Raw genomic sequence first — 12369 nt, forward strand, 5'->3', positions numbered from 1 at the left:
CGCATCGCATTTAGTCTGGCCGGACATCAGCGGATGTGCGACATATAGCACGGAAAACATCTCAAAAACAGCGGTATACGTCAACAATCGCCTGGCTTCAACCAAATACAACAATTCACCTGAATAATGGAAGTGAGCTCTTCCGGAGTCAGGGTGTGTGTGGTTATTGTTTTTGCTTCGGCTCTGCGTGCGATGGTGGTACATAGCAGTGCTATCTTGATATGGGGCTACAAGAAATGGCAGACCTGTTTGACGGTGCGAAACGATTCGTATCGAATCTGACTGCAATTCCGGGGCGTCAAGCGTATTACTTTGAGGTGCCGGGCATCAATTCTGCGGCTGCGCTGTCTATCGTCTCAGTGCACGCCACCGAACGGATGGGGGAGCCCACCGAGGTGCACGTGGTGGTTACGCATCCGCTGCAGCTCGCGCGCACCGACTACCTGAATCGCGACGCCGCCTGCACGATCATTCCCGACGATGGCATGCCCCGGAAGTTCTCAGGCTTCATCGCGCGTTTCTCGACGCTGCAGACGACTGCGGACTTTACCAAGTACGAGATTGTGCTCAAGTCGCACTTTGCTCGTCTTGAGGCGGTGACTACCAATCGCATCTACCAGCACCAGACCACCCCGCAGATCATCGAGGCAGTGCTGCGCAGCCACAGGCTCGAAGGCCATCAGTTCGCGTTCCGCCTGCGCCGCGAGTATCCGAAGCACCTGTTTCGCTTCCAGTACAAACTTGACGACCTGGCCTACGTGCAGATGCTGATGCAGAAGGCTGGGATCTACAGCTATATCGCCGAGACTGAACACGGTGATCAGGTGGTGTTTGCCGACGACGTTGATCATTACCAGTGGGACCCGCACCTGACGGTCCCGTATCGCGAAGTGGCCGGCCTTGAGGCGAGTGGCGCCGAATCCGTGACAGCACTCAGGACGCATGCCACAACGGTGCCGCAGTCGTTCCTGGTGGCGGACTATAACCCCGAGCAGGCGTGGGAGCGATTCAAGGACGAGGCGAACGTCGCGCCGCAGGATCCGACCACCTACGGTCAGCCGTATGTCTACGGTACGCACCATCTCGACCAGGACGGCGCGAAGTGGGAGGCGCAACTGCGCCACGAAGCGGCGATTGCCTGGCAGGTTGTCTATGAAGGTGAAAGCAATGTGCGGGCGCTTCAGCCGGGGCGTGTGCTGAACCTGGATACCGTACTGCCCGACGCACCGGATGGGCAGGTGGTCATCGAAGTGATCCATACGGGCGCACGGGACCGGGCCTATACGAATTCCTATCAAGCCATCCCGGCGAACCGGCGTTTCCGCCTGAAGCTCGAAGAGGCAAAGTGGCCGAAGATTGCCGGGACGTTGAGCGCACGGGTGACGTCACCAGACCAGTACAAATATGCGTATTTGAACGCGGCTGGCTATTACACCGTGCGATTTGACGTGGATTTCGCGGAATGGCCGGCGGGCGGAGAGAGCGTGCCATTGCGACTCGCTAAACCTTTCGCGGGCAAGCTGCAGACCGGTTTTCACTTTCCGGCGCTGGACAACGACGAAGCCGTGATCGCGTTTCGCGATGCAGATCCGGACAAGCCGGAGATCATCGGCTTCCACCACCACAGCCAGGCTCGGGACTTAGTGACGAGCGATCGCCGTTGGCAGTCCCGCAACATGATCCGGACGCAAGCGAACAACAAACTGCGGATGGAGGATTGGGCGGGGCAGGAGGGAGTCAAGCTTAGCACCGAGCATTCAGGGACGAGTCATCTCGATCTCGGCTATCTGGTTAATCAGAAGCTCAAGTATAGAGGCGAAGGCTTCGAACTCCGTACTTCTGGTTACGGCGCAATCCGCGGAGGCAAAGGTTTGCTGATTTCCGCAGATGATCAGCCCAATGCGGAAGGCAAGCAACTCGATATGCAGGCGGCGTCGACGCAGTTGAAAGAGGCCTTGCAATTGATGCGAAGCCTCGAGAAAGCCGCGCAAGCTGCCCAGGCGCAGGTCAACGCAGTCGAGCAACAGCGTCAGTTACTTTCTGAAAGACTGGACCGCCTCCAGCGTGCCGTCCTGTTGGCGACAGCGCCGGCTGGCGTGGCTGTTACCAGTGGCGATCACCTGCAGTTGTCGGCGAAGACGAGTCTCACGGCAACTGCCATCGAAAATGTCGATATTGGTGCAGGAAAAAACGTCTCGTTGTCTGCCGCCAATGCAGCATCGATTTTCGCACAGAACGAAGGAGTCAAAGTTGTTGCTGCAAAAAATGATATTCAGGCCATCGCCCATGCGGGCCAGGTGCTGATGACGTCTGCGAAAGACATGAAGCTTGTCAGCGTCGAAGGCGAGCTTCACGCGTTCTCCCGTAATGCAGTCGTAATCTCATCCGGCGGTGCCTATATCAAGCTATCCGGCGGCAATATCGAACTGGGGTGTCCGGGTTCGATCATTTTCAAGCGCGCGGGAACGTCTGCACAGGGACCCGCAAGCTTGCAGGAATCGTATCCGCCGCTTGCCAACGCAGGGCCTAATTCGCGCAAATTCATACTTCACTACGACGGCCATCCGGATGACGTCATAAAGGGGCAGCGCTATCGCATCCATAAGGAAAACGGTGCGGTGATTGAAGGGCTGAGCAATGACAAGGGGGAAACGAGCGTCGCGCATAGCGAGATCGCAGAAGTGGTCCGAATTGAACTGCTCGATAAGGATAAGTCGTGATCCAAATCTTTAAAAACTGTGTGCGTGAGGTGGACAAAACCACGGGAAAGAAGCGATTTTTCCTGATTGCGTTGATGATGCCGATCTTTTTGGTCGCATGCGTCAATAGTGCTCAACCAGTCGTGAACGCGTCCTCCAAGGCTGATTGGCACGAGTATGTAGTCTATCGTATCGACGGGGATCGCTACATTAGTATTCGAAGCCCGCAAAGATGTGATGGTTATCTAGATGGGGATATTTACTACAATGACACGGAGCAAGGCGTCCGTACTTTTGTCTCTTTCACCGGGCCGATGAAGAATGGCCTCTATCGAGGCTATTACGCTATTCGCTCCAGTCAAAAATACATCGCCATTCCGTCGCTTTCGTTTTCTGAAACTCGAGGGATGATGTTGCATATAAACTATTCCCATGATGGAGGGCGAACGTTTCAGTGGTTTTTGGTGGGCAATGACGACCGTGATTATGTGGTAATTCAAAATGAGAGCGATCTTTATGTTGCAAAAGTTAATCGCGATGATCCGGCCAGCTATTCCAATCGATCTGACTTTGTTTTGAATATTAATCAGGGCATGGATCCGGATCTTTCGCATTATAGTGATACGGTTCCGGCCATGTACCGTTACGGAAAGCCTGTTGCGCGTCGCCAAATTCCGTTAAGCATGAAGTCGCCGTCCGGGGCTACTCATTGGACGTGTCCGACAACGCCTAAAGATTAAATTTCGCCAAAAATGAGGTGCCCGCCGCTTGCCAACACAGAACCTAATTCGTGCAAATTTGTACTTCACTGCGATGGCCACCCGGATGATGTTACAAAGGGTCAGCGCTACCGCATCCATGAGGAGGGCGGCACAGTGATTGAAGGCGTGAGTAATGAAAAAGGGTGAAACGGGCATTGCACAAAGCGAGATCGCCGAGGTGGTCAGAATTGAAGTGCTTGGAAAGGATAAGTCGTGATAAAACTCTTTGGAAATTGTGTGCGTGTTGCTGGCGTAATCGCGGGAACGAAGCGATTTTTCCTGGCTGCGTTGATGATGCCGCTTCTTTTGGTGGCATGTGCCAATTCGACGCAGCCGACTACGGATGCATCTTCCAAGGCCGATTTCCACGAATACTTGGTCTACCGTATTGATGATAGTCGCTACATTACGATCCGTAGCAAGCATCCTTGCATCGGCGGGCAAATGGATGGGCAAATTTTTTACTATGATGCCCGTCAAAATGTTCGAACAATGGTTTCGTTCACGGGTGGGATGAATAATGGGCTCTACCGTGGATATTACGCAATTCAATCCACCCCCAAATTTATTGCCATACCATCGTTTGCTTTCTCTGAAAGACGAGGCATGTTGTTGCGCATAAATTACTCTCATGATGGGGGGCGTACGTTTAAGTGGTTTTTGGCGGGATATGATGATCGGCCAGATTACTCGATTATTCAGAAAGGGAATTATCTATATTTAACGTTGTTTGATCAAAAATCCTCGAGTAATTACTCTGATCGACCTGGTACCGTTTTGGATATTGACCAGGACATGGATCCAGAGACTTCGCACTATGACAACACGTCATCACCGATCGAAATATATGGCAAAACCGTCGTTCGTCATCAAATACCGCTAAGTATGAAGTCCCCATCTGGGGCGACCAACTGGACCTGTTCGGCAATACCAAAGGATTAGATTTTTCTCGGTGGAGAGTGGATTATTATGGGGAATAGAAAGCCAAAATTTGTTGCCGAATCGGTGTGTGTCCCGGGTGATGGAAACGCGGCTCTTGTGCCAATTCAGCGTCCGGTGCCATGCATTGTCATTTTTGTGCACGGTGTCAACTCCGAGGGTGAATGGTATAGAGATGCCGAAACCGCTATAATTAAAGGCCTTAATGAGCGACTTGGAAGGAGCGATCTCGAGGAAAATGGTCGAAAATCTAGCAAGGATCTTCGGTCGTTCAAGGGCATAGATTTTAAAAACAGTCCGATTGTCAATTTTTACTGGGGCTATCGTGCGCCCAAAGATCAAACTGACGCGGGGACGTTCCCGTGGCGGATTCCGCTTGAAACTCGGGTTCAATTGCCGTCGGCTCCCAACAGTGCACCTTACGCCTACCCGGCTTATTCATACCGGCCTGATTCGTATCATCCACCCAAGCCCAATGTCAGGGGCAACACGTACTATTGGGGCGGTGGCCCTTTCCAGAACGGCACAACAGCGTTGAGCATGTCGTGGTATGACGGCTTTGATCCAAAGCTCTGGGGTATCAATATCGGCAGTCCGGTCATTAATCCCGAACGCAATCGTCCGCTCAATGCCTGTCCTCCGCGAACCTACTACGTGAACGCGTCGAAGCGGCTTGCGAAGCTGATTGATACCATTTATGACAAGCATCCCAACGATACGATCGCTGTCGTTAGTCATAGTCAAGGCACGATGATTGCCTCGCTTGCGATGTTTTACGTTAAAAAGGTCCCGGACACGCTGTTCCTGTGCAACTCGCCATATCGTCTCAATGAGACTGCTATGGATGATGTCCAGATGGGTAGCAAGGCTCCTACCACGAAGGCGCGCGTCAAGACGTTCTTCAATATGCTCGATCGCTTTCAGCAATCCCAGGCTGATGCGAATGCCAAGGTAACCGCCGAGCAACTCGAAGGTGTTGGCGGTTGGCTCAATACGGCCGAGGTTATGAAGCACTCCGATGCTGGCACGATGTCAACGAACCCGCAACAGAACGGTCCAGCTAGCGATGCCCCGTTGGTGCTCGAAGATCCGGCTGATAGCAAGATCAAATGGAATCCATCCATTTCGACCGAGGAACCTGTCCAGGGAGACAAGATTTCGAGCCATCACAACCATGGGCGCGTGTTCATTTACTTCTCGCCACATGATCGGGTGATGGGCTCGACACCGCTTCAAAGCATCGGCTGGAAAGGCATGGACAAGAACCTGCCTGATCCGGATCAGCCTCACTCGTTCGCAAAGGTTGACCCTTTCGCCAAGTACAAGGGCGTGCTCTATCAGCGCCAATTCATGCGCTCGTCTGAAGTGGGCGGTACACCCAACGCGGATACCCCTCGATACCCATCCAAGGGGGGAGGACCGTGGAATCCCAAACCTCCAAAAATCATGGGCATTAGTGACGAGCTGACTTCCATCGATCCGAAAGAGACGGTTAACGTCAACGCTCCTAAGGTCCCATGCCCGGTATCGGCAGACGAGATGGATAATTTCGACGAGAACCACGAACTGGAAAAAAATAAAAAACTCGCCGATGACGACGATTACAAATACTACAGGGAACTTTACCAGGACAAACCGAAGTCTGTACCCGAAGCGACCTCACCTTACGACGCCTCCAGCCAGACGCGTTCCCGGCCGCAGACGCCGGCAGAAGTGGATGAGGAATTCAAGGAGACGATCGCTACGCCGACCAATCACAGTACGATTCTGATGTACAACAATGGGATGCTTGTCGAACGGGTGCTTGCCTATGACCTGCCGATCGGGCGCGCCGACAGCTTCGCTGATCACACCTTCTGGAAGCAACTGCTCAAGATGGCTGATTGGCTCGAGGAAGACCCCGATTACGAACAGGGCGGTGATTTCCAGCATGCCGGTGAACCGCCAGAAGGAGTTGACTGCGAAACCAACGGCGAAGTCCACGCGAAATCGATCTACGCCAAATCTTGACCCCGACCATTGCGACGTTTATGGATATTTCCGCGCATCGAATCGTATCGTATCCGCAGCTCCCTTCGCTGCTGCCATGGTCGATTATTTTCAAACGCTCTGGCACCTCTGCTCAAGGACCTGTGAGCCTACATGAGTTGTATCCGCCGCTTTCCAACGCGGGACTTAATTCGCGTAAATTCCTGCTCCACTATGACGGCCATCCGGAAGACGTTATCAAGGGGCAACGCTACCGCATCCATAAGGAAAACGGCGCGGTGATCGAAGGGGTGAGCAACGAGAAGGGGGAAACGAGCCTTGCGCAAAGCGAGATTGCCGAAGTCGTCCGAATTGAACTACTTGGCAAGGATAAGCCGTGATAAAACTCTTTAATGATCGTGTGCGTTTCGGAGGCTTAGTCATTGAGAAAATACAGGCCATCCTGGCTGCGTTGGCGATGCCGTTTCTTTTGGTGGCATGTGCCAACTCCGCGCAGTCGACCGCGAGCGCACCGTCCAAGGCTGATTTCCGTGAATACGTAGTATATCGGATTGATGATAGTCGCTACATTACGATCCGTAGCAAGCATCCTTGCATCGTCGGGCAAATGGATGGGCAAATTTTTTACTATGATACCCGCCATAATGTTCGAACAATGGTTTCATTTACGGGTGGCGAAAATACCGGATTGTATCGGGGTTATTACGCTGTTCGTTCCTCGTCAAATTACATTGCAATTCCTTCGAGGTCGGAATCGGAGACGAGGGGAGGGTTGTTGCGCATTAACTATTCCAGTGATGGGGGGCGAACCTTTCAGTGGTTTTTGGTGGGCAATGACGACCGTGATTATGTGGTAATTCAAGATGAGAGCGATCTTTATGTTACAAAAGTTAATCGCGATGATCCGGCCAGCTATTCCAATCGATCTGACTTTGTTTTGAATATTAATCAGGATATGAATCCGGTTATTTCGCATTATAGTGATACAGTTCCGGCCATGTACCATTACGGAAAGCCTGTTTCGCGCCGCCAAATTCCGTTAAACATGAAGTCACCGTCTGGGGCTACTCATTGGACGTGTCCGGCAACATCTAAAGATTAAATGTCGCCCAAAAATGAGGTATCCGCCGCTTGCCAACGCAGAACCTAATTCGCGCAAATTTGTACTTCACTGCGATGGCCATCCGGATGATGTTACAAAGGGCTAGCGCTACCGCATCCATGAGGAGAGCGGCACAGTGATTGAAGGTGGGAGCAATGACAAGGGTGAAACGGGCATTGCACAAAGTGAGATCGCCGAGGTGGTCGGAATTGAACTGCTTGGAAAGGATAAGCCGTGATAAAACTCTTGAATGATCGTGTGCGTTTCGGAGGCTTAGTCATTGAGAAAATACGGGCCATCCTGGCTGTGTTGGTGATGTCATTTCTTTTGGTGGCATGTGCCAACTCCGCGCAGTCGACTGCGAGCGCACCTTCCAAGGCTGATTTCCGTGAATACGTAGTATATCGGATTGATGATAGTCGCTATATTACGATCCGTAGCAAGCATCCTTGCATCGTTGGGCAAATGGATGGGCAAATTTTTTACTATGACGATAGCAAAAATGTTCGAACGCTCGTTTCATTCACGGGTGGTGAAAATACCGGGCTATATCGAGGTTATTACGCTGTCCGTTCCTCAGCAAACTATATCGCCATTCCTTCAAGATCGGAGTCGGAGAGGAGGGGAGGGTTGTTGCATATCAATTATTCCCGTGATGGAGGGCAAACGTTTCAGTGGCTTTTGCTGGGAGGCGATAGTAAAGATTATGCGTTGATTCAGGATGAAAATTATTTGTATTTTACGCAATTTGATCGAAATAATCCGAATGATTATTCGGATAGATCTGGTTTCGTTCTTGATATTAATCGAGCAATGGATCCTGAAATTTCGCACTATGATAATGCGGCCATGCCTTTTGCGAGATACGGTAAGCCTATTGCCCGTCGCCAAATTCCGTTAACCATGAAGTCGCCGTCCGGAGCCACTCATTGGACGTGTCCGACAACGTCTAAAGATTAAATTTCGCCAAAAAATGAGGTATCCGCCGCTTGCCAACGCAGAACCTAATTCGCGCAAATTTGTACTTCACTGCGATGGCCATCCGGATGATGTTACAAAGGGCCAGAGCTACCGCATTCATGAGGAGAGCGGCACAGTGATTGAAGGCGGGAGCAATGACAAGGGTGAAACGGGCATTGCACAAAGTGAGATCGCAGAGGTGGTCAGAATTGAACTGCTTGGAAAGGAGAAGTCGTGATAAAACTCATTAAAGATCGTGTGCGTTTCGGAGACTTAGTCATTGGGAAAATACGGACCATCCTGGCTGCGTTGGCGATGCCGTTTCTTTTGGTGGCATGTGCCAACTCCGCGCAGTCGACCGCGAGCGCACCGTCCAAGGCTGATTGGCACGAATATGTGGTTTATCGAATTGATGGAGATCGCTACATTAGTATTCGCAGCCCACAAAAATGTGATGGCTACCTAGATGGTGATGTCTACTATAACGACGTGCGGCGTGGCGTCCATACTTTCGTCTCATCCACCGGATCTATGGGGAATGGTCTATATGGTGGGTATTATGCTGTTCGCTCAAGCTCAAAATATATTGCCATTCCTTCAAGATCGGAGTCGGAGAGGATGGGAGGGTTGTTGCATATCAACTATTCCCATGATGGAGGGCAAACGTTTCAGTGGTTTTTGCTGGGAGGTGATAGCAAAGATTATGCGTTGATTCAGTCTGAAAATTATTTATATTTTACGCAATTCGATCGGAAAAATCCGAGTGACTATTCCGATCGACCTGGAACTGTTTTGGACATTAGTCTGGATATGGATCCGGATCTCTCCCATTATAGCGATACGGTGCCGGCCATTTACCATTATGGAAACCCTGTTGCGCGCCGCCAAATTCCGTTAAACATGAAGTCGCCGTCCGGAGCGACTCATTGGACGTGCCCGACAACGTCTAAAGAATAAATTTCGCCCAAAAATGAGGTAACCGCCGCGTGCCAACGCAGAACCTAATTCGCGAAAATTTGTACTTCACTGCGATGGCTATCCGGATGATGTTACAAAGGGCCAGAGCTACCGCATCCATGAGGAGGGCGACACAGTGATTGAAGGCGGGAGCAATGAAAGGGGTGAAACGGGCATTGCACAAAGCGAGATGGCCGAGGTGGTCGGAATTGAACTGCTTGGAAAGGAGAAGCCGTGATAAAACTCATAAAAGATCGTGTGCGTTTCGGAGGCTTAGTCATTGGGAAAATACGGGCCATCCTGGCTGCGTTGGCGATGCCGTTTCTTTTGGTGGCATGTGCCAACTCCGCGCAGTCGACCGCGAGCGCACCGTCCAAGGCTGATTGGCACGAATATGTGGTTTATCGAATTGATGGAGATCGCTACATTAGTATTCGCAGCCCACAAAAATGTGATGGCTACCTAGATGGTGATGTCTACTATAACGACGTGGGGCGGGGTGTCCATACTTTCGTCTCATCCACCGGATCTATGGGGAATGGTCTGTATGGTGGGTATTATGCCGTTCGCTCAAGCTCAAAATATATTGCCATTCCTTCAAGATCGGAGTCGGAGAGGAGGGGAGGGTTGTTGCATATCAACTATTCCCATGATGGAGGGCGAACGTTTCAGTGGTTTTTGCTGGGAAGTGATAGCAAAGATTATGCGTTAATTCAGGTTGAAAATTATTTGTATTTTACTCAATTTGATCGGGATAATCCGAGTGATTATTCGGACCGATCTGGTTTTGTTCTTGATATTAATCAAGAAATGGATCCTGAAATTTCGCACTATGATAATACGGCCATGCCTTTTGCGAGATACGGCAAGCCTATTGCCCGTCGCCAAATTCCGTTAAACATGAAGTCGCCGTCTGGGGCGACCCATTGGACGTGTCCGGCAACGCCTAAAGATCTAACTTCGCCTAATGAATGACTCTATTGTGAAAGAAATGAAACCCAGATTTGTGGCTGAGTCGGTATGTGTCCCGGGTGATGCTAATGAAACATTGGTTCCGGTTTCGCGTCCAATGCCATGTATTGTCATCTTTGTTCATGGTGTCAACTCAGAGGGTGAGTGGTTTGATGTGGCTGAGGCTGGTATTGTGGCCGGTCTTAATGAGCGTCTTGGGCGAGTGGATCTCAAGGGGAATGGATCATTAAATAATGATCCGCGCTCGCTGAAGTCGTTGGACTTAAAAAATAGTCCGGTTATTAGATTTTTTTGGGGTTATCGTGCGCCGAAGGATCAAACGGATGCGGGAACGTTCCCGTGGCGCATTCCACTCATGACTCGGGTTGCGGTGCCTTCCGTTGACAGTAGTCCTCCATATGCGTATTCGGCTTATTCATTCAAGCCAGAGTCGTATGATCCGCCGAAGCCGAATGTGAGGGGGGGCACGTACTATTGGGGCGGTGGCCCTTTCCAGAACGGCACAACAGCGTTGAGCATGTCGTGGTATGACGGCTTTGATCCGAAGCTCTGGGGTGTCAACATCGGCAGTCCGGTCATTAATCCCGAACGCGATCGTCCGCTCAATGCCTGTCCTCCGCGCACCTACTACGTGAACGCGTCGAAACGGCTTGCGAAGCTGATCGATACCATTTACGCAAAACATCCTCACGATACGATCGCTGTTGTCAGCCACAGCCAAGGCACTATGATTGCCTCGCTTGCGATGTTTTACGTTAAAAAGGTCCCGGACACACTGTTCCTGTGCAACTCGCCATATCGTCTCAATGAGACTGCTATGGATGATGTCCAGATGGGTAGCAAGGCTCCTACGACGAAGGCGCGCGTCAAGACGTTCTTCAACATGCTCGATCGCTTTCAGCAATCCCAGGCTGATGCGAATGCCAAGGTAACCGCCGAGCAGCTCGAAGGTGTTGGCGGTTGGCTCAATACGGCCGAGGTTATGAAGTACTCCGATACTGGCACGACGTCAACGAACCCGCAACAGAACGGTCCAGCTAGCGATGCCCCGTTGGTGCTCGAAGATCCGGCTGATAGCAAGATCAAATGGAATCCGTCCATCCCGACCGAGGAACCTGTCCAGGGAGACAAGATTTCGAGCCATCACAACCATGGGCGTGTGTTCATTTACTTCTCGCCACATGATCGGGTGATGGGCTCGACACCGCTTCAAAGCATCGGCTGGAAAGGCATGGACAAGAACCTGCCTGATCCGGATCAGCCTCACTCGTTCGCAAAGGTTGACCCTTTCGCCAAGTACAAGGGCGTGCTCTATCAGCGCCAATTCATGCGCTCGTCTGAAGTGGGCGGTACACCCAACGCGGATACCCCTCGATACCCATCCAAGGGGGGAGGACCGTGGAATCCCAAACCTCCAAAAATCATGGGCATTAGTGACGAGCTGACTTCCATCGATCCGAAAGCGACGGTAAACGTCAACGCTCCTAAGGTCCCATGTCCGGTATCGGCAGACGATATGGATAAATTCGACGAGAACCACGAACTGGAAAACAATGTGAAGCTCGCGGACTCTGAAGATTACGAGTACTACAGGGAACTTTACCAGGACAAGCCGAAGTCTGTTCCCGAAGCGACCTCACCTTACGACGCCTCCAGCCAGACGCGTTCCCGGCCGCAGACGCCGGCAGAAGTGGATGAGGAATTCAAGGCGACGATCGCCACGCCGACCAATCACAGTACGATTCTGATGTACAAAAAAGGCATTCTTGTCGAACGCGTTCTTGCCTATGACCTGCCGATCGGGCGTGCCGACAGCTTTGCCGATCGTGCCTTCTGGAAGCAACTGCTCAAGATGGCCGATTGGCTTGAGGATGATCCGGAATACGAACAAGGCGGCGATTACCAAAACGCCGGTACTCCTCCGGACGGAGTCGACTGTGAAACAAATGGGGAAGCCCGTGAGCGGTCGATCTATGCCAAGTCTTGAACC

General features: G+C 51.6%; 11 protein-coding genes. All 11 read left to right on the forward strand.

The genetic code is table 11. The annotated features are described in order from the left end of the window. Positions 1-236: 236 nt before the first annotated feature. The 11 genes from HWX36_RS10065 (at position 237) to HWX36_RS10115 (ending at position 12366) form a co-directional block, all read left to right on the forward strand. Positions 237-2720: a type VI secretion system Vgr family protein gene (locus HWX36_RS10065; RefSeq protein ID WP_175951957.1), complete on the forward strand. Its 2484-nt coding sequence runs from the start codon at positions 237-239 to the stop codon at positions 2718-2720. After that, entirely contained in the window at positions 2717-3439 is a 723-nt protein-coding gene (locus HWX36_RS10070) for a hypothetical protein (RefSeq protein WP_244136356.1), read from the forward strand. Before HWX36_RS10065 ends, HWX36_RS10070 begins: the two co-directional genes overlap by 4 nt. A gap of 234 nt (positions 3440-3673) precedes the next feature. After that, positions 3674-4402 carry a hypothetical protein gene (locus HWX36_RS10075; RefSeq protein WP_244136357.1) on the forward strand — a complete coding sequence of 243 codons (729 nt, stop codon included), beginning with the start codon at positions 3674-3676 and terminating at the stop codon, positions 4400-4402. A gap of 27 nt (positions 4403-4429) precedes the next feature. Beyond that, positions 4430-6409, forward strand: coding sequence for a DUF3274 domain-containing protein (locus HWX36_RS10080; RefSeq protein WP_175951958.1), 1980 nt, complete (start codon positions 4430-4432; stop codon positions 6407-6409). Then, entirely contained in the window at positions 6406-6768 is a 363-nt protein-coding gene (locus HWX36_RS10085; protein WP_244136358.1) for a hypothetical protein, read from the forward strand. The genes HWX36_RS10080 and HWX36_RS10085 overlap by 4 nt, the downstream gene beginning before the upstream one ends. Next, positions 6765-7490 carry a hypothetical protein gene (locus HWX36_RS10090; protein ID WP_244136359.1) on the forward strand — a complete coding sequence of 242 codons (726 nt, stop codon included), beginning with the start codon at positions 6765-6767 and terminating at the stop codon, positions 7488-7490. Before HWX36_RS10085 ends, HWX36_RS10090 begins: the two co-directional genes overlap by 4 nt. 234 nt (positions 7491-7724) lie before the next feature. Then, complete coding sequence (locus HWX36_RS10095; protein WP_244136360.1) at positions 7725-8450, forward strand: hypothetical protein; 726 nt, start codon at positions 7725-7727, stop codon at positions 8448-8450. Between the two features lie 13 nt (positions 8451-8463). Next, on the forward strand, positions 8464-8688 hold the full coding sequence (locus HWX36_RS10100; protein WP_175951959.1) for a hypothetical protein: 225 nt from the start codon (positions 8464-8466) through the stop codon (positions 8686-8688). Continuing rightward, on the forward strand, positions 8685-9407 hold the full coding sequence (locus HWX36_RS10105) for a hypothetical protein (protein WP_244136361.1): 723 nt from the start codon (positions 8685-8687) through the stop codon (positions 9405-9407). Before HWX36_RS10100 ends, HWX36_RS10105 begins: the two co-directional genes overlap by 4 nt. A 234-nt stretch (positions 9408-9641) precedes the next feature. Then, positions 9642-10382 carry a hypothetical protein gene (locus tag HWX36_RS10110; RefSeq protein ID WP_244136362.1) on the forward strand — a complete coding sequence of 247 codons (741 nt, stop codon included), beginning with the start codon at positions 9642-9644 and terminating at the stop codon, positions 10380-10382. 16 nt (positions 10383-10398) lie between these two features. After that, positions 10399-12366, forward strand: a complete 1968-nt coding sequence (locus HWX36_RS10115; protein WP_244136363.1) for a DUF3274 domain-containing protein — start codon at positions 10399-10401, stop codon at positions 12364-12366. The last annotated feature ends 3 nt before the right edge of the window (positions 12367-12369 follow it).

It is taken from the genome of Burkholderia sp. BCC0405, from assembly GCF_902833075.1.
Taxonomy (GTDB): domain Bacteria; phylum Pseudomonadota; class Gammaproteobacteria; order Burkholderiales; family Burkholderiaceae; genus Burkholderia.

Bases quoted from the DNA above. Each gene is read 5' to 3' on its own strand.
- HWX36_RS10100 (WP_175951959.1), top strand. From the start codon at position 8,464: ATGAGGTATCCGCCGCTTGCCAACGCAGAACCTAATTCGCGCAAATTT.
- HWX36_RS10080 (WP_175951958.1), top strand. From the start codon at position 4,430: ATGGGGAATAGAAAGCCAAAATTTGTTGCCGAATCGGTGTGTGTCCCG.
- HWX36_RS10065 (WP_175951957.1), top strand. From the start codon at position 237: ATGGCAGACCTGTTTGACGGTGCGAAACGATTCGTATCGAATCTGACT.
- HWX36_RS10115 (WP_244136363.1), top strand. From the start codon at position 10,399: ATGAAACCCAGATTTGTGGCTGAGTCGGTATGTGTCCCGGGTGATGCT.